Below are 18623 nucleotides of genomic sequence, written 5' to 3'. Positions count from 1 at the left end.
CCGGAGTATCGGGGATCCAGAACAAACACGGACTGTCTGCCAGCCCGTCTACTCGCGGTCAGTGAATCAGCATGCCGCCATTCACATCCAGCGTGATACCGGTGAGGTAGGACGACAGGTCGCTGGCCAGAAACAGCGCTGCGTTGGCCACGTCCTGCGCTGCACCCAGACGGCCCAGCGGAATGCCGTCGATGATTGCGTGGCGTCGCTCATCCTGCATCAACCCGCCTGTGATGTCGGTATGGATAAGGCCGGGGGCGATGGAATTGACGCGCACCTGATCCGGCCCGAATTCCCGGGCCATTGCCTTGCTCAGGCCCAGTACGCCGGCCTTCGCTGCGCTGTAATGCGGACCACCGAAAATACCTCCGCCGCGCTGTGCGGAAACCGACGACATACACACGATGCTGCCCGAGGACTGAGCGCGCATGGCCGGTATCACGGCCTGCGACATTAGCAAGGTGCCGCGCAGGCTGACATCGAGCACTTTGTCGTAATCGGTAGGGCGGATGTCCAGGGTCTTGATGGGCTGGGTGATGCCCGCGTTATTGACCAGCACATCGATGCGGCCGTAGTGCTCGATGACCTTGGCGACGGCTGCCTGAACCTGTTGCTCGTCAGCGACGTTGGCCGCCAGTCCAAGATGCCCCTCACCCAGCGCGGCGGCAGCATCACGTGCGGCAGATTCATCGAGATCGATAATTACCACTCGGGCGCCGTGCTGAGCGAAGGTGACTGCGGTGGCACGGCCAATACCGCGCTCGGATGCTGCGCCAGTGATGACTGCGATTTTGCCTTGAAGAAGCATGAGGGTTACCTCTGATTATTTTTATGGGGTCGATTCTGGTGATCGATGATTCAGAGTGTTCCCGGTGTGGGCTGTGAGCAATGCCGCAAAAATCACTGGATGCTGAAAAAAATTCACCTCTCGTCAAGCGGTCAGGCGAGTGGTTGAATGCATGAAATTCAAATAAACCGTTACAGCGGAGCGCCAATGCGGCCTGATGACGATGCACCTCTGAGCCTGCCACCGCTGAAAGCGCTTCAGGCCTTCGAGCAGACAGCCCGCTTCGGCAACCTGGCCAGAGCCGCCGAAGTGCTGGACCTGACCCCTTCAGCGATCAGTCATCAACTGGCCAGACTCGAAGCATTGATTGGCCGGCAACTGTTCGTCCGGGCTGCGCGTGGGGTCACGCTGACACCGGTTGGTGAGCAGTATCTGAAAGACGTCTCCGGAGTGCTGCACAGCCTGGCTGTCGCCACCGAGCGTGCAGCCAGCGACGTCAGTCTCGATTGCCTGCGTCTGCATTCTGCGCCCAGTTTCGGACTGCTCTGGCTGATGCCCAGGCTGGAGGCATTTCGGGTGAGCCACCCGGATATCCAGATCAACCTGTCGTGCTCGTATGAGTCGCTGCATTTCAGCCGGGATAAGATCGACGTCGATATTCGCCATGGCAGGCCAAACTGGCCCAGTTATGAAGTTCGCACTCTGCGCGACGAGCAGTTCGCCGTACTGGCGTCACCGACCCTGCTGGCGCGCCGCACGGTGGACAGCGCAGCTGATTTGCTCGACCGCGAGTTGATTCTTTCCGAAGCTACTTTGTTGAAGTGGCCCGAATGGTTTGCCCGACATGGGCTGGCTCGCCCGGAGAAGCCCTACGCGCTGAGTTTTGACCGATCGTACATGACACTTGAAGCGGCCAGTCACGGGTTGGGGTTTGCGCTGGAAAGTACTTTGCTGGCGCAAAAGTACCTGGCCACTGGCGAACTGGTCGAAGTGGCCCCGCAGGAACTGACTGCTCCGGTAGCCGCACATCATCTGGTGTTTCCCAAAGCCCATTCCAGCTTTCCCAGAGTCAGGCGATTTCTTGAGTGGATGGAAAGTGAACTGGGTCAGGGGTTTGTTTTTTAAGCTGCCGTTCTGATTGATCCGTAAGGTTCAGGGGTTCACCCCCGAACCGTCTACATCCGTCAGCACCTTAGATCAGAAACAACCGGAGTCTTTCGGCTTTCTGCGCATGTCTGCGAGCATCATCAAACGGCAAATCGATGAGTTGGCCACACGCTACCGTCCCGACCTTGCGGGTCAATCACCATTCTCTGTTTTTCGGGTGTCTCGAACATCGAGTGCAGGTTTTTTTCGATCGTGTTGCACAGGTCTTCCATGCGTATCCGGTGCTGACTGTTGCCGAACGGAGCCTGCAAGTCGGTACCGATACGGTCCATCGCCAGCAGCATGCAGCCGACTACCGTGGAGATCGCCGGGGTGAACCAGCCCAGAGTCGTTACCATGCTCAGCGGCATGATGATGCAGAACAAGGTGCTGAACAGCTTCGGGAAATAGACGTAAGGGTAGGGCAGCGGCGTATTGGCGATGCGTTCCATCCCGCCCTGACAGTTGGACAGCTCGACCATGGTCGACTCCAGCCTGGCCAGGCGGATGCTGTCTATGCGTCCGGCAGCGAACTCTTGCGAGATGATCGCTGCGGAGCCATTGAGAATGTCATTGGGAAAGTTATTGCTCTGCGCGGCCTTGTGAATTTCCTCCCGAGACAACAGACCGTCGAGTTTCGCCGTGCCGACATTGCCTTTCAGGTGCGCGCGCAGTGCGCGCAAGTAAGCTACGTGACGCTTGAACAGGGTGGCCTTGATCGGGTTATCGCGGTCTTCACGTTCAGCGTCGATCAATGTCAGCACCTGGCGGCCAAAGCTGCGCGAACTGTTGACCATCGAGCCCCACAAGGTGCGCGCTTCCCACCAGCGATTGTAGGCACTGGAATTGCGAAAGCTGATCAGCACGATGAGCGCCGAGCAGAGCAGGGTGAGTGGCATCAGCGGAAAATCGATACCGGCGCCTTCTACCAGCATGACGTCTACGGTCACGGCCACGTCCCAGAGCAAAAGCCAGAACAGCGACCAGCCAACGTAAGTTACCGTTCTTGTGATGCACAGCCATTTTTTTTCGTAAGGACCAAGCATTGCGGCACTCCTTTGCTGGTTGGAAGAGGTTGTGTGCGATCAATGAACACGCCACGCCGCAAACTTACGCACTCAGCCTTAAAATTCGCTTAATTCTTCATTGTTTTTGAAATGAATTCGAGCAGGCCACGCGAGACCGCTTTTGGGGGCATACCACGCTGGTGTGGAACTGCAACGAATGTGAAACCACACAGTCTCGTCGGTCCTTTTCACTGACGGGCACCGGACGTTCGCAATCTCTGTCTCCGTTGGACCGACGCTTAATTGCCTTGCCTGTACGCATGCAAGTCGTCCGGATAAGCCCATCCCAGCGCGACGTCATAAAGCCTGCGCATACAGAGAGGGAATTTCCATGCCTATCAATCGATCCGACAGTCCCCGCCCCAGCATTGAAATAGAGAACTTTCAGAGCGCAAGAGAATCTTTCGCCTCCAGTTCGGTACGGTCGCTCAGTTCGGCCGAGCATGCCAATCTGCAGGGCATTACCGATTACCTGAAAGATCACGTGTTCGCTGCACACAAGCTGCCGTTAAACGATCCATCCGCTGATCAGGACGCCGTTCATGCTCACAACGAGCAGATCGATAACATTGTCGATTCGCGCGCCAGACGTTTGTTTGATGCGGGGGAAACCCCTGCAAGCATCGCCGAAACCTTCGCCAAGGCGGAAAAATTCGACAGGATGGCAGCCACTGCGTCGGCAGCGTTGCGGGCCGCACCCTTTGCCGCTGCGTCGGTGCTGCAATACATTCGGCCTGCGGTCAGCGAGGGCAATTGGTTGCCGGCTCCGCTCAAGCCTTTGGCACCGCTGCTTCCCGGCGCATTGTCGGGGGTCATGGATCAGGTCGGCACCACGGTCATGAACCGAGCAACCAGCGACCTGCATTACTTGAGTACATCGCCAGACAAGCTGCATGATGCAATGGCCGCGTCGGTGAAGCGCCATGCGCCCAGTGTCATGCGGCAGGCTTTGGATATGAGCTTAGGCGTTCAGACCTATACGGCCAGGAATGCTGTGCGTACCGTACTTGCTCCGGCGCTGGCATCTAACCCCGCCGTGCAGGGCGCTGTCGATATCAGTGTGTCGGCGGCAGGCGGGCTTGCTGCCAACGCAGCTTTTGGTAATCACATGGTCGGTGTGCAAGCGCGTGATCATCAGCGCGGCGGGGCATTTGTACTGGGCATCAAGGACAAGGAACCCAAGGCCGACTTGAATGAAGAAACCGACTGGCTCGATGCCTACAACGCGATCAAGTCCGCCAGCTACTCCGGCGCAGCGCTCAACGCAGGCAAGCGGGTGGCCGGTTTGCCGCTGGACGTCGCCACCGATGGCTTGAAAGCGGTGAGAAGTCTGGTATCGGCCACCAGCCTGGCGCAAAACGGTCTCGCACTGGCGGGTGGCTTTGCCGGGGTGGGCAAGTTGCAGGAAATGGCGACGAAAAATATCACTCACCCGGCTGCCAAGGCAGCAGTCAGCCAGGCAACCAACCTGGCAGGCTCTGTCGGGGTGTTTGCAGGCTGGACCACGGCAGCGGTGGTAACTGATCCCGCTGTCAAAAAAGCTGAATCGTTCATACAGGACAAGGTGAAATCCGCTGCGTCCAGTGCGACAGGCTATGTGGCTGAGCAGACAGTGCAGACAGTACAGTTGGCCAAGGCACGCATAGACGCCGGCGGCGAGATGATTGCCGCTACGGCGACTTCCTTGCGCGACTCGTTACGTCGTCGAAACGTTCGTGAGCCTGATATCGAAGAAGGCGGTATCGCGGCAGGATCACCGAGCGCAATGCCTTTCCAGCCAGGCCGATCATAAGCATTTTGAAACATTGCAGTTAACGGAAAGGGGCGTATTCGAAAGAATACGCCCCTTTCATTTACCGGTGCTTTTACCGGAAAGGCTTCCCTGTCAGGCAGCTACCTTGGCTTTGTCGGATTCAGGCTTGGCGTCGGCTGCGGCGACGTTAGCTGTATTCTGCTTGTCAGCAGGGTCTCCCTTGGCCGCCGACTTGTCGACAGGCTCGGTCTGACCGTGCCCAGTGGCTGCGGCACCTGCACCAGCCTTGGAAGCGTCTTTTACCGAATCGACTTTGCCAGATGGATCTGTAGCGCTTGCCAATTCCGCAGCCGAGCCAGCGTGGCCTGGTTTAGCCGCTAGTTCTGTGAGCAGAGATTCAAGGGGATTGCTACCCTTGGCTGCATCGCCGGTGTTGTTCGAAGGGCCGTCAGCGCTTGCAAGGGATTGCGGAGCGCCTCCAGCGGCTGGTGCGCCGCCACCGCCCGCAGCAGCAGGTGCACCACCGCCGCTGTCGCCACCGCCTGCCGCAGCAGGTGCGCCGCCACCGCTGCCGCCGCCCGCTGCAGCAGGAGTACCGCCACCGCCGCCTGATGCTGGCGGAGTACCGAGTCCGCCATTGTTGCTGGGCGCCTGGTTGCCACCGCCACCACCATTGTTCTGCTCTTGGCCGGCGTCCTGTTTTTTATCCTTGCCCGAGAGCATATCCGACAGCGCCTGCAACAGCTCGGTAAGCAGCTTCATTATCTTCGACTGGCTGTCGCCTGCCTTGCCGCCGTCCTGCGAATTTTGAACAGAGTTGTCGGGCTGTCCGAAGTTGACGTCTTTCTGTTTGTCACTGGCAAACAGCAACGAGCTTGGGTCTACGGCTTTCTGAGTATTTTGCTCGCTAAGCGCCTTGTTTTGTGACCCCTCTCTATTCAGCGCCGAGAAGTCCAGCGTGTTTGACGCTTGCATTGAGTTGATGCCGATGGTCATGGTGCTTTACCTCTATGGGATGGACAGATGAACCGGCGTTGTAGTCCGGATTTACCGGCGTTGTTCGCCGTGCCGCTGTCAGTTCTATAGATCGACGAGGACTTCGCCTTGGTGTTGCCTGAGGTGAGTGGCAACGCGAGATGATGGGTTCCACCGGTATCGCATGACAATTTCTGCGCTGCGGCGTTTTTTGTCAGGGTGCCGAACGCAAGGAACCAAAATGCTATTGGCTTCGACACAGTGCTAACACACCCATCGAATAGGGCGTGGCTTCATTCCAACCGGAGGCCGTGAGATGACCAACAATGATCAGTACCACACGCTTATCAACGAGATCTGTGCGCTCAGCCTGATCTCTAATCCCGAGCGCTTTTACGAATCTGCCAATTTCAAAATCAGCGACGTGGATTTCACCCTTCAATATCAGGACCGCGACGAGGGGAGTGCTGTGTTGATCTACGGTGACATGGGCGGATTGCCTTCACGCAATCGTGACACCGTGCTATTGGCCTTGATGGACATCAATTTTCACATGTTCTCCGGTGCCCACAGCCCGGTATTTTCCTTTAATGCTCAGACCGGCAGGGTGTTGCTGATGGGGTCGGTAGGGATCGAGCGTTCCTCTGCCGAAGGCGTTCTGCTGCTGATGAGATCTTTTGCCGAACTGGCCAAAGAGTGGCGTGAGCATGGCTTCATGGCCCAGGGCCAGACCGACGCGGCGAGCGCACCAGCAGCGCTGCCGGTGTCTTCAGCAACAAAGCGTGAAAGTGCTTCTGCTCTCGGGAGGTTCCAATGACTATTACACGAGTTGGCTCAGGCAATATCGAGATGGTTCAGGGGAGCCAGCAACATGCCGCAAGCCCTGCTGCTGCACCTCACCCTAATGCGGTCACCCCGGGCACTAACCCGCCGCTGACTCCCCGCCAGTCAATTGCAGAAGTGGGAGAGAGCTCGGCGGCTGGCGCAGCAAGGCTCAAAGTCGATCCGGAGCACGAAAAAATATTGAAGGAATTCATGGCCGAGCCGGCGACTTCAACCGAAAGTGGCGAGCCCCTGATCAGCCCGCGTGCGGCTTTATTGATCGGCAGTGCGCTATCTCGGCCGGGATCGGAAAAGGTGCCCTTCGAAGAGATGGCTCAAAGACTGTCACCTGAGCGCTATCAACTTAAAAAGTTTCACGGCTCGGACCTGCAGCAGCTGTTAGGCAAGTTTGCCCAGCCGGGTCAGGCGCCCGACAAGGCCGAAGTCGGGCAACTGATCAAAGGCTTTGCGCAGTCAGTCGCCGATCAGTTGGAGCACTTCCAGCTCATGCATGACGCACGGGCAAATTTATCCGGGCCTGACGGTTCGCGCCTGCCTGTCAGTCTGCGCGACCAGAATGCTCTGGCTATCAGTCAGGAAGCGCTGGGTAAATACGCGGGCCGTGCCAGCAAATCCATCGAAGAGGGGCTGAGCAAAAGTATTGCGTCGATCGATAGCCACATTGAGGATCTGAACACGGCGCTGGAAAATGCTGATGACGGTGGCCGACTCACTCGTGAGAATGACAAACAGGCGCTGGTCGACGCCAAGGCTACGCTGGTCGAACTGCGCGACGGGTTCCCCAAGTCACCGGAAGGCAAGCGTCTTCAGTCTGTGGCCGCTCATGCGCAGCTGGACACTCTGGTGCAGACGCTAAATTCTGATCGCAATTCGGTGGGTGGCTGGAAGGGGGCCGGGCCGATTGTGGCTGCCGCGATCCCGCAATTCATTGCGTCAATGACCCATCTGGGTGTCGTCCGCTCGGCCATGAACGATCTAATGAAAGATGCCGTACCCGGCAAGAGCAGCGACGCCAGCATGCTGAAGGCCACAGTCGTGGGGCTGGTAGCAGGCGTTGCTCATGAAGGTGTCACCAATCTGGTAAAACCCTTGATTCAGGCCGGGTGGCAGACGTCTGGCCTCAATGAGCGCTTGAACATGGTTCCACTCAAGGGCATCGACACCAACTCGGTCATTCCGGACCCTTTTGAACTCAAGAATGACAACGGCAAGCTGGTCAAGAAAACTGCCCAGGAAATGAGCGATGACAAAACGTTGGTCGAAGACGAGCGGGCTATCCTGAATCAGAAAAAAGTTCAGGTCACGTCCACCCACCCGCTGGGTGAAATGATTCCTTACAGCTCTTTCGGTGGCGGTCAGGCTGTTCGCCAGATGCTTCACGATCTCAATCAGATCAATGGCCAGACCTTGGCTGCCAGAGGCCTCACATCCGGGATGGCAGGTGGTATTTCGGCCACTACGCAAACGATCGCACAGTTGAACTCCACCTACGTCGATCCGCAGGGACGCAAGATTCCAGTCTTCACGCCAGACAGAAAAAATGCCGACCTGGCCAAGGATCTGGCTAAAGGCCTGGACCCGCGTGATCCCGCGGTTCGCACTGCGTTTTACAGCAAGGCTCTGTCGGGCATCCAGAGCTCTGCGTTGACCAGTTCATTGCCGCCAGTGGCAACCATGCCCAAAGGCGAGCAGGGCAGGCTGAGTGCAGGAACCATTCTGCGTAACATGGCTTTGGCTGCGACTGGTTCGGTGTCCTACCTGTCTACCCTGTATGCAAACCAGTCGGTGACGGCGGAAGCCAAGGCGCTGAAGGAGGCAGGCATGGGCGGTGCAACGCCGATGCTGGCTCGTACTGAAACAGCCTTGAACAATATCCGTCACCCGGACAGGGCATCGCTGCCACATACGTTCCAGCCGAGCACGTTGAGCGGCATTCCAAGAGCCTTGGAAAACGCCTATCACATGGGCAGAGGTACGTTGCAATTGCCGACCCAGATGGCTGTGGACACGGTTCGGGTCGTCGAGGAAGGTGTACTGAACGGAGTGTCGTCAGCCCGCGCTGCGCTTACCCCGGCAAAACCCCCGTCCGCCGATGAGCCCCAAGTCGTCGCGCAGACAACGCCACCGGGCAGCCCGCAGGCACCTGACGTTTCGCTCGACGATGCGCAGTTACGCGCGATGGAAGAAGGCCTGCCCACCTCACGTTAAACCCGAAGCCGGGCACAGGCTGCAGATGCCTGCTGCCCGGCTGATTCATAGCGCTTTCCCCCCTTAAAGGACTATAACGATGAAAACCCCGCAACCCGATTTCGCCCGTTTTATCAGTGCTCTTGGTGCCCAGCTTGACGCCCCGCTTATGCTGCAGAACGGCGTGTGCGCCCTGTACGACAGCCAGGACAACGAAGCTGCGGTCATCGAGTTGCCCGAGCATAGCGAGATGGTCATTTTTCATTGCCGCGTAGGGCGCTGCCCTGAGCGCTCTGCCGATTTGCAGCGCCTGCTGAGCCTTAACTTCGATGTCGCCCGCCTGCACGGTTGCTGGTTTGCCGTCGATCAGGGTGATGTAAGGCTGTGTGCGCAGCGTGAACTGGGGTCGCTCGATGAGCCGACGTTCTGTGACGTGACGCGTGGGTTCATTTCACAGGCACGTGAGGCGCGTGCCTTTCTGCACGCTTGATATTCCTCCTGCGATCAGGAAGAGCGCCGCTATGTGCGGCGCTTTCATGTGTTTCACTTATCAGCTTTTGACTTCAAAGCCTGCTTTCTTCAGCAAACCTGTCGCCTCTTTAAGTGACTCTGATGGCCGCGACAGCTCGCCGTCAAAGGTGTAACCGATGGGGGTATCCTGATTCTGACCATAAATGAAATTGATCCGCCCCAGCGTTTTGGTCACCGCCAGCGTCGCGCCGCTGTTATAGCTGACCATGGGTGTCGGCGAGATGAAGTTCTCCACCTGTGGGGGAGAGTGAAAAATCACCACCCGTTTGATCCTCATGTTGTCGCGATTTTCCAGGAGGCTGGAGAGCTCAGTCTGTGTAAGCGTACCCTTGCGGCAGCCCTCGTCTATATCGTCGATTACAGCGTCTTTCGGCTCAAGTCGTACTCGGGCGAGGGTGCCAACGCTGCCCTCAAGCTGCTTGATAAGGTCTCTGAGAGTCGGGTCTTTTTTCATGAACTCGGCAACCCTTGTCGCGTTGCCATTAGAGCGTTCTTCTCCTACCAGAGCCTTGAGTCTGGTAACCAGGTTTTCATGACTAAGGCCGGCCAAGTTGGCCCTGCTTGTCTCGAAGCGGGCACCGTCCAGCACGCTGTGATTGTTGGCAGACGCTTCGTGTCGGGCATCCGCTCGTTTCAGGTCTCGAAGCGCTTTGTACTGTTTGTCGTTCTGCGCAAGCCTGTCGGCAAACAGTTCCTTCAACCCATCAAGGTGCGACTGGACGACCTGGTCCGGGCGCAGGCCCGTGTACCGATTGCTCAGAGGGTCTTTGAGTTCTGCGAGCCTGGCTGTGGTGCTTCTATCCTTGAAGGCGTCACCCAGACTTTTCGAGATTTTGTTCACGCCTTCGGCATTCACCGGTGTTGCAACGTTAAAGCGAAACTTGACCCGTTTGACGGTCTTGTTATCAATGGTCACGCCTAACGTCCCCCCCAGGTTATTGGCAGCTGATTGGCTGGCAGGTCTAGGCCCGGCAGCGGATGTCGGGGTCGCTGTGGTATTGGTATTGGTGCCACCTAGCTGCCCACGAGCCTGGGCGCCGAACGACAGGCTATTGAAAAACCGGGGTCGATTCTTGCCGCCTTCGCGCAACTCGGTCTTGTCGTTCTTCTGAGTCAGGGAATAGTCTGTATAGCTCAACAGGTTGACCGTGACGTTCGCAGCCACGCCCATGCGTGCCACTGCAGAAAGCGGCACACTGCCGTCCTTCGACAGGCCAAAGCCGACACGCAACTCGGCATTGCTGCCTGCCGTTATGTCGAAATTGAAGCGGCGAGCGGCATAGATTTCATGGTCCTTTGCCTTGTTCAATAACTGTAAAGGATTGAGCTTACCCTCGAACAGTTCGTCGACGAATTCGTCGATTTCATCGTCCGGAATATTGAAAATCACCCCGGCTCGCTGGCTGGCCGCCGCCGTCGCCGTCAGGTCTCCTCCCAAACGAAAGTTCGGTGTCATGCTGCGTTTGTTGCCTACGTTGACTTTGAGGGCAGGACTGTCTTTATCGAAAAAAGTAGGCCAGAAGTCTTTACCGCCCCCCACGCCGGCACTGATATTACCGGCCGCTTCTCTCATGACGTACATCGTTACACCACCTTCACAGCGCTCGGCATTGAGTATGTAGTTGCGATTTCCAGTGGTACTTGCGCTTGGCCACGGGCCTGTTGCCTTGTCGGAGAGAATGGCGAACGGACTGGTCAGATTAAGTCCGTAACTGCGCTGCAGACCTATTTCATCATCGTCATGTTCCAGGCTTTTAAGCATGGCCTTGAAGGTGTCGGCCAGTTCGGTCTGGTCCATGCTGCCGGTCGCCGCGCGCATGTTGACGCTGACTGCGTGGTCGGGTTTCTTGAATGCATTCGAGAACGCCTTGACCGCGTCATACGCGCCTTCCAGTGCCGCGTTATCGGTAAAGCCCATGTCGGTGACCTGCTTGACCGGATTTTCTCCATAGTTGACGTTGCGTAACGTTTCCAGCTGCTTTTTCAAACCGGACATGTCGCTTTGTGGCGTCAGCAGCTCAACTTTGTCGATCAGCGTGCCAAGATCTTTCAGGGTCACAAGGTCCAGCGCCAGGCGAGCCTTGCTCAAACCGTGATCGTCATTGGCATCGCGACGCTGCCCCAGACCAATGTCGGTCTTGGTGTGAGAAAGCTTTACTCCGTTTTCCTTCAATAGCTTGAGCGTTGTGGCGGTCGGGTTCTCTGCCGAAGGGGCAATACGCGACAGTGCGTCTTCCACCTCCTGAATAAAATCATGGCCGGAACTTTTGAAGTTCAACGTTGAATTCATTTTGGTCAGCTTTTTGCCGATCTGAGTTCTTATCGACGGCTTCGCCGCCTCACTGTGCTGGTTCAGTACGCCGTCGTTCTGTCTCAGGTTTTTGACCTTGCCGTAATCCTTGCCAATGTTTTCCAGTGCTGTTTTCGCGTGCTGTTCCAGTTCGTCGCGAAACGTCTCTAGTTCTTTCAAAAGGTCAGCGCCCGCAGGGCCGAGTTCCAGTCGTGCGATACGCGCTTTCAGATCGTTACCCTGAGCAGGCGGCTCGCCCCCGGCTTCATGAACCAGTTCAAGTTGCTTGAAAAGGATCAGTTCTTTTTTGTAGACCTCCTTCAATCCCTCTCGACCATGGTAACGATGCTGGATATTGTTACCGACGTTCTTCATCCAGCGAGGCGTTTCCAGGGTGTTCTTGTAAACATTGGCGCGGATGGCCTCACCGAGAGCGGGGCGGGAGCTTTTTTCCATGCCGCCGCGGCCTAAGAAATTGGCCTCCAGTTTCGCTGTGTAACCTGTTTTTGGAATACGCCAGGTTTTGTGCTTGCGCACTATCTTGTTGTAAACGTCAGTCAGGCCGTTTTTTTCCACGGGCCGTGGTTCAAAAGCCTGCCATTTGTCACCTTTAAACTGCATCAGGCCATGCCCATCGGTGTCTTCAATCTGGACGCTCAATCTGTTGTCGTCATTGCTGTAAAGCGCTTTGACAGGTTGCTCCCCTGGCGCGGCAACGGGCGTCCATTTAGCGTTGAGCTGTTCTCCCAGCTTGGTCCCCTGCCATGCTGCCCTCGGCATGCAATAAAGCTTTCCAGTACTGGTCAGTGCGTGAAGATTGTGCTTTTCGTCCAGCGCCAGCGTTTTGATCTCACCATCAACTCCGGAAGTGTCCAGATCGATGGGCTTGTGGTCTTTGCTATGGGCGGTCAGCCTGTTCTGGTCATCAAGTGCGACAAAGCGCTTCTCGTTGACCATGGCAAAGGCGGTAACTATACGACCTTCCACACCTTCGACTTCTTTGCCCATCTCGATCTTGGTCGAGCGTTCTACCGGGGCAAGGGCTGTATTGTTGTCAAAGGCAATATTGGGGTACTTGGCCGCCACGTTTAGTTTGAGCAACCTGCCACCCTTCAATACATAGGCATTGCTGTCGGCACCACGTTGCAATCGCTCAATGCCCTTTATGCCTGCATCCTTCCAGCACTGAGGCGTCGCATCCCAGCGCTGAATACGACCCGCACTCAGACCAACCAGCCCGCCGCGATCCAGGTTAAGGCGGTCTGCAGCGGCAGGTGCTGCCGGAACGGTCAGGCCGCTAGTGATGTCCAGCACCCGCGCATTGGTCAGGTTCCAGCCGCTTTCCAGCTTCGAGTTCTGTTCATCGAGTGCATGGGAATGCACCTCGCCTTTGCGGTTCTTGATCAATGCATGGACGCGGCCATCATCACCGCTGATGAACCCAGTGACGCTGTCATGGCCGCCCATTGGATGACCTGCCAGGTTGTAGCCGGTCTTTTCTGGCATCAGGCGCAACGTCGGTTGGTCATCTTCGAATGCACTGCGGTCGACGCTGTAAAGCTTACCCTGAGTGTCAGCTACAAACAGTTTGTCGTTACTCAGACCGACCGCTGCTGCCCGGGCGTCGCCGCCGTCGAGCTCCAGGGTCTTGGTCTTCTTCGGCGTCATTATGCCGACCACCGGGCTCATGTCGGTCAGCAGGACAGTTTGAGCGTCCGAGCCGCTGAGCATGGCGGCGGTATTGTCAGGCGCAACCGAAAATGACTTCAGGCCCTTGACCTCTCCCATCGGTTTGAACGTACTGGAGAGGTCGACGACGACATCATCGCTTTTTGCGTAGACCGAGCCGTTCCCGCCGGTTGTAAGGTGATTGAAGGCAGCATCGTCACTGTCCTTTGGAGCCCAGCGGGTGGTCACCGGATCAAACTGATACAGACGACCCTCGTGCACACGCAGGCGTTCTCCGTTGGTAGTCTGGTGTACGTCGGTGAGGTAGGCGATATGCGCCTTGCCAGGCAGCTCCTGGCTTTTGCGTCCACCAGGGCCGTCAATGTGAATATAGCCACCCGAACGTTCCATTTTCACAGCCGGTGGTTTTTTCCCCTCTACCGAGATTGTTTTCTCACTGCTGCGAATCAACGCCAGTGAGCTGTCGTCCTGCAGCAGATGCAACAAATGCCCATTTGATTGCAACAACTGGTGCCCAGCTACACCATCCTGACTTTGCCGAGCAAGATAGGTTTGCCCCGATTTAGCAAGGAGATCCTTCAGCAACAGGTCCAGGCCTGGCGTAACGAACGTAGAGAAATCAGGCTTGCCCTTGGCATTCAGGTTGATAGTGCCTTGAGGTTTTATATCGCGCCTCAATTGCTCGTCCTTGAACTCAAAGCGACCGCCACGGCTGCGTCCCAGATTTGGACCCTGCGCTGGCTCATCTGAATCGCCGACTTTGGTTCCGGAGCTGCTTGCCTCGTTCGGGTTGGTGGCCATAAACGACAGTCGCGTGCCGTCGTACCCTTGCAGATGGCTACCGGGAAGTCGGGATTCACGAACAGCGTTGGCGACCGCTTCTTCATCAGTCATGGGCGCTACAGATAGTTCGGCATCATGCGCGGGTTCATCTGAATCGCCGACTTTGGTTCCGGAGCTGCTTGCCTGATTGGGGTTGGTGGCCATAAATGACTGGCGCGTGCCGTCGTGCCCTTGCAGACGGCTACCTGGAAGTCGGGATTCACGAACAGCGTTGGCTACCGCTTCTTCATCAGTCATGGGCTCTGCAGATAGTTCGGCATCATGCGCGGGCTCATCTGAATCGCCGACTTTGGTTCCGGAGCTGCTTGCCTCATTGGGGTTGGTGGCCATAAATGACTGGCGCGTGCCGTCGTGCCCTTGCAGACGGCTACCTGGAAGTCGGGATTCACGAATAGCGTTGGCGACCGCTTCTTCATCAGTCATGGGCGCTACAGATAGTTCGGCCCTACGCGCGGGCTCATCTAAATCGCCGACTTTGGTTCCGGAGCTGCTTGCCTGATTGGGATTGGTAGCCATAAATGACTGGCGCGTGCCGTCGTGCCCTTGCAGACGGCTACCGGGAAGTCGGGATTCACGAACAGCGTTGGCGACCGCTTCTTCATCAGCCGCTGACTCTGCAGATAGTTCGGCTGAAGCACTGCGTTCCAGGCGCTCTCCCGGAATGTCGAACCTCACACGGCGGTTGTTTCGGTCGGCAGGCTCTGTCTGCTTGAGCGCTTTTTCGGCGCCAGGCCCCGCTGTCCCGGAGCTGCTCGCTTTATCTGAACTGTTGCGCAGGATTGATTTAGGTGGATTGTCAGCGCCCGTCAGGCGAGAGCCCCGAGCGGCGTTTTGGATGGCCGCGTCACTGGAAAGCGGGCGTGAGCTTGAGGTGTTCGTTGTGCTGGGCGGTCTGGCCGCTGATTGCTGCGGTGCTCTGGATTTCTGAAACACTTTGCCGACGCTTTTCAGCATTCGTTTTCCCAGACTCCCCAGCGAGTGTGATGAGCGTTGGGTGGGCTGTTCGGCGCGTTGCTGCAAGTCGGATGAGTTGCGAAGGTCTGCAGCCGCCTGTGCCTGAATAACGTTTCCGGTGTTCCGGTTGATCGTGGGTGCCTGCACTTTGAATCTCCTCGTCCTCGCTGTCGCCGAGCGATACCTGGGTGAGTCCTTGAAATCATCCAAAGACTGCGTGGCGCACGCGCGGCTCTGGTTCCATGAAAAAGGAGTGACCGAAGTGTTTCAGATGAAGGGTTTTCGCAGCCGACATGAGCCCCAGGTCGTGGCGCAGACATCGTCGCCCAGCTCTGCAGATGCCTGCTGTCCGCCTGCACGGTTGCTGGTTCGCCGTCGATCAGGGTGACTACGGCTGTGTGCGCCGCGTTAACTGGGGGCGCTCGATGAGCCAGCGTTCTGCGACGTGACGAGTGGGTTTATTTCACAGGCGCGCGAGGCACGTATTCTTCTAAACGCCTGAATAAAAAAGCGCCGCTTCAATGCGGCGCTTTTCGCTGTTTGCGTTGTCAACTCTTCAATTCAAACCCCGCTTTTTTCAACTGGGCCGCTGCTTCCTTGAGCGAAGCGGATGGTCGTGACAATTCCCCGTCGAAGGTATAACCAATCGGTTTATCCTGATCGGCGCCATAAATGAAGTTGATGCGTCCTAGCGTTTTAGTGATGCTTAAGCTTGCGCCACTGTTATAACCGACCAAGGGCAGAGGTGAGCTGAAATTTTCAGCCTGAGTCACGGTATGGAATACCACCAGCCGCTTGATGCGCATCTGGTTGCGGTCTTCCAGAAGACGGGAGAGGTCGTTTTGAGTCATGGTGCCGTCATGGCTGCCTTCATCGATTTTATCGACTAGCGAGTCCTTGGGTTCCAGTCGTACGCGTGCCAACGTTCCGACGCTGTGCTCCATTTCCTTCAGTAAGGCACGAAGTTTCGGGTCGTGGCGTATGAGTTCGATAACCCTTGTCGCGTTACCTGGAGCGCTCTCGCTGCCCAGTAAATTCATGATCCTGGTGAATATGTTCTCGCTGGTCATGCCCGATATATCGGTTCTGCTTGTTTCAAAACGTGCGTTGTCCATTACGCTGTGCTTGTTGACGGACGCCCGATGCTCGACCGCTGCGCGTTTCAGCTGGCGGAGCGCCTTGTACTTCTTGTCATCGTCGTTCGGCGGTGGTGTATCGGCAAACAACTCTTCAAGCCCGTCGAGCCATGCCTGAATGGCCTCGTCAGGTTTCTTGCCTGTGTAGCGTGCATTCAGAGGGTCGGCCAGTTCGGCCAGTTTTGCTTTGATCGTGTTGTCCTTGAATGCACCGTCAAGGCTTTTTGACAGCTTGGTCAGACCTTCGTTGGTTATCGGCTTGGCTACGTTGTAGCGAAACTTGACCCGTTTGACAGTTTTTCTATCGGCGCTGAAATTGAATGCTGCGCCTAAATTGTTGGCGGCTGACTGGGAGGCGGCTGTCGGCCCGGGAGTGGAGGCAGGGCGACCTGTAGATTCAGTGTGGGTGGCGCCTATCTGGCCACGAATCTGTCCCCCCGCCGCCAGGCTATTGAAGAATCGAGGGCGGTTCTTGCCGCCTTCACGCAATTCAGTCTTGTCGTTCTTCTGGATCAGTGAGTAATCGTTGTAGTTCAGCGCATTAACAGTAAGGTTTGCAGCGATCCTCGCGCGTACAACTGCAGAAAACGAATCGCTGTCAGGGTCGGCTGTCGGGCTTTTATCCGGGGTCAGGTTGATACCTGCGCGCAGTTCTGCCGTTCCGGCCCCGGTGATATCAAACGTGAATCGTCGCGCCTGATAGGCCTCATGGTCTACTGCTTTTTTCATCATTTTCAGCGGGTTGTGTGTGCCCGCGAACAAGTTGTCGACAAACCAGCCGAGGTCTTCATCCGCAACATTGAAGACCACACCGGCACGCTGGCTGGCGGTGGCAGTGGCGGTCACGTCTACGCCCAGGCGAAAGTTGGGAATTAGCGAACGGTGGTTACCGACGTCGACACTGCGTGCAGGATCTTTTTCATCAAAAAAACCCGGCCAGTAATCGTGACCGGCGCCTAAACCGCCACTCATGCTCCCCGCAGCTTCGCTCATCAGGTAAAAGGTCACTCCGCCCTCGCAACGTTCGGCGTTGAGTATGTAATTACGATTAGCAGTGGCGCCTGCCATTGGCCAGGGGCCTGTGGCCTTATCGGCAAGGATCATGAATGGGGTGGTGAGGTTCAGTCCATAACTACGCTGCAGACTGATTTCGTCGTCGGCATGCTCCAGTTGCTTGAGTATGCTTTTGAAGTTTTCGCACAGCTCGGTCTGGTCCTTGCTGCCTGTGGCTGCGCGCATATTGACGCTTACGGCATGGTCCTGTTTTTTAAACGCTTTCAGGAATGTCTTGACCGAGTCATAACCGCTTTCAAGTGCACTGTTATCGGTAAAACCCATATCTGTGACCACCTTGACCGGGTTTTTCCCGTAGGTCACATCACGCAGCGTCTCCAGTTTCTTCTCCAGCACGTCGATATCGCTTTGTGGCTTCTCCACTTCGTCGAGAAGATTGCCGAGGTTCTTCAGTGTGACCAGGTCCAGCGCCAGACGCGCTTTACTCAACCCTTGATCCTCGTTGGCGTCGCGGCGCTGGCCCATGGGTATGTCGGCTTTCTGATGGCTGAGTTTCAGCCCTTGATACTTGAGTTTGCCGAGTAATTGTTTGGTGGGGTTTTCAGCGGACGGAGCGACTTGGGTCAAGGCATCTTGCAGCTCTTTGACTAAATCATGCCCAGAGCTTTTGACGTTGAGCTTTGCGCACTTAGCGGCAAGCGTCTTGCCAAACTGCATGCGTACCGCCGGCTTGGCCAACTCTCCATGCTGATTGAGAATGCCATCCCTCTGCCTGAGGTTTTTTAACTTGCCGTAGCTCTGACCGATAGACATCAGCGCGGTGTAACTGTGATTTTCCAGCTCGTCGCGCAGAGCTTCCAGTTTTTTGATCAGCGTGGCGCCTTCGGGTCCCAGTTTTTTTTCCAGCGCGGCAATGCGCGTTTTCAGATCTTTACCTGGCGCCGGTGGCATTCCCCCCGCCTCATGTATCAGTTCCAGTTGCTGGAACAGAATCGACTCGCTTTCATAAACTTCTTTCAAGCCTACGCGACCAAGGTAACGATGCTTGAGATGGTTACCGGAGTTCTTCATCCAGCGCGGCCAGGCGAGGGTGGGTTTGGCGACGTTGGCGCGCATGAATTCGCTGGAGCTGGCTTTGTGGCGTTTCTCCATGCCGCCGCGGCCCATAAAGTTGTAATCCATCCTGACGGTCATCCCGCCTTTTGGGCGCCAGGTCTTGTTTGAGCCCTTGATGCGCGAGTACCCATCGTTCAAGCCATTTTCTGCCACCGGGCGCTGCTCGAAAGGTTGCCATTCACCTGCCTTGAGCTGCATCAGGCCCTCGCCCTCGGCGTCTTCGATCTGGGCGCTGAGCACGTTGTTGTCGTTGCTGAAGAGCGCTTTGACCGGCTGCCCTCCCGGGAGGGCA

The 18623-nt window shown here is 56.7% G+C and carries 10 protein-coding genes and 1 pseudogene; 6 read left to right on the top strand and 5 right to left on the bottom strand.

The genetic code is table 11. The annotated features are described in order from the left end of the window. Window positions 1–58 precede the first annotated feature (58 nt). Window positions 59–808, bottom strand: coding sequence for an SDR family NAD(P)-dependent oxidoreductase (locus ALO43_RS21365; RefSeq protein ID WP_024691730.1), 750 nt, complete (start codon window positions 806–808; stop codon window positions 59–61). A gap of 186 nt (window positions 809–994) precedes the next feature. On the opposite strand from ALO43_RS21365, the gene ALO43_RS21360 reads away from it, so the two are divergent. Continuing rightward, window positions 995–1912 carry a LysR substrate-binding domain-containing protein gene (locus ALO43_RS21360; RefSeq protein ID WP_024671272.1) on the top strand — a complete coding sequence of 306 codons (918 nt, stop codon included), beginning with the start codon at window positions 995–997 and terminating at the stop codon, window positions 1910–1912. 122 nt (window positions 1913–2034) lie between these two features. On the opposite strand, the gene ALO43_RS21355 is transcribed toward ALO43_RS21360, so the two are convergent. Then, a complete protein-coding gene (locus ALO43_RS21355) occupies window positions 2035–2979 on the bottom strand; it encodes a bestrophin family protein (protein ID WP_024691729.1) in 945 nt (314 codons plus the stop codon). Between the two features lie 352 nt (window positions 2980–3331). Between ALO43_RS21355 and ALO43_RS21350 the strand changes: the two genes are divergently transcribed. Next, a complete protein-coding gene (locus tag ALO43_RS21350; protein ID WP_054998030.1) occupies window positions 3332–4792 on the top strand; it encodes a hypothetical protein in 1461 nt (486 codons plus the stop codon). Between the two features lie 93 nt (window positions 4793–4885). Here the strand turns inward: ALO43_RS21350 and ALO43_RS21345 are convergent, their stop codons facing one another. After that, entirely contained in the window at window positions 4886–5749 is an 864-nt protein-coding gene (locus ALO43_RS21345; RefSeq protein ID WP_054998029.1) for a hypothetical protein, read from the bottom strand. Between the two features lie 295 nt (window positions 5750–6044). Between ALO43_RS21345 and ALO43_RS21340 the strand changes: the two genes are divergently transcribed. From ALO43_RS21340 to ALO43_RS21330, 3 genes are all read left to right on the top strand, one after another. Further along, window positions 6045–6545: a CesT family type III secretion system chaperone gene (locus ALO43_RS21340; protein ID WP_054998028.1), complete on the top strand. Its 501-nt coding sequence runs from the start codon at window positions 6045–6047 to the stop codon at window positions 6543–6545. Then, window positions 6542–8779: a hypothetical protein gene (locus ALO43_RS21335; RefSeq protein WP_054998027.1), complete on the top strand. Its 2238-nt coding sequence runs from the start codon at window positions 6542–6544 to the stop codon at window positions 8777–8779. Before ALO43_RS21340 ends, ALO43_RS21335 begins: the two co-directional genes overlap by 4 nt. Window positions 8780–8858: 79 nt before the next feature. Beyond that, a complete protein-coding gene (locus tag ALO43_RS21330) occupies window positions 8859–9248 on the top strand; it encodes a type III secretion system chaperone (protein ID WP_005891541.1) in 390 nt (129 codons plus the stop codon). Between the two features lie 60 nt (window positions 9249–9308). Here ALO43_RS21330 and ALO43_RS21325 read toward each other — a convergent pair whose 3' ends face one another. Continuing rightward, window positions 9309–14534 carry an AvrE-family type 3 secretion system effector gene (locus tag ALO43_RS21325; RefSeq protein ID WP_412778928.1) on the bottom strand — a complete coding sequence of 1742 codons (5226 nt, stop codon included), beginning with the start codon at window positions 14532–14534 and terminating at the stop codon, window positions 9309–9311. 878 nt (window positions 14535–15412) lie between these two features. Between ALO43_RS21325 and ALO43_RS29400 the strand changes: the two are divergent. After that, a pseudogene (locus ALO43_RS29400) lies at window positions 15413–15567 on the top strand (type III secretion system chaperone family protein); the annotation flags it as partial. Between the two features lie 46 nt (window positions 15568–15613). On the opposite strand, the gene ALO43_RS21320 reads toward ALO43_RS29400, so the two are convergent. Continuing rightward, window positions 15614–18623: AvrE-family type 3 secretion system effector (locus ALO43_RS21320; RefSeq protein WP_157062352.1), on the bottom strand; the 3010-nt coding region annotated here is incomplete at its 5' end.

Origin of the sequence: Pseudomonas tremae (assembly GCF_001401155.1) — a bacterium.
Taxonomy (GTDB): domain Bacteria; phylum Pseudomonadota; class Gammaproteobacteria; order Pseudomonadales; family Pseudomonadaceae; genus Aquipseudomonas; species Aquipseudomonas tremae.
Note: the sequence above shows the minus strand (reverse complement) of the source record. Positions and strands in the feature narration are given on the sequence as shown.

Coding starts and splice junctions, on each gene's coding strand:
- ALO43_RS21340 (WP_054998028.1), top strand. CDS start 6,045: ATGACCAACAATGATCAGTACCACACGCTTATCAACGAGATCTGTGCG.
- ALO43_RS21330 (WP_005891541.1), top strand. CDS start 8,859: ATGAAAACCCCGCAACCCGATTTCGCCCGTTTTATCAGTGCTCTTGGT.
- ALO43_RS21350 (WP_054998030.1), top strand. CDS start 3,332: ATGCCTATCAATCGATCCGACAGTCCCCGCCCCAGCATTGAAATAGAG.
- ALO43_RS21365 (WP_024691730.1), bottom strand. CDS start 808: ATGCTTCTTCAAGGCAAAATCGCAGTCATCACTGGCGCAGCATCCGAG.
- ALO43_RS21325 (WP_412778928.1), bottom strand. CDS start 14,534: ATGACTGATGAAGAAGCGGTCGCCAACGCTATTCGTGAATCCCGACTT.
- ALO43_RS21360 (WP_024671272.1), top strand. CDS start 995: ATGCGGCCTGATGACGATGCACCTCTGAGCCTGCCACCGCTGAAAGCG.
- ALO43_RS21345 (WP_054998029.1), bottom strand. CDS start 5,749: ATGACCATCGGCATCAACTCAATGCAAGCGTCAAACACGCTGGACTTC.
- ALO43_RS21335 (WP_054998027.1), top strand. CDS start 6,542: ATGACTATTACACGAGTTGGCTCAGGCAATATCGAGATGGTTCAGGGG.
- ALO43_RS21355 (WP_024691729.1), bottom strand. CDS start 2,979: ATGCTTGGTCCTTACGAAAAAAAATGGCTGTGCATCACAAGAACGGTA.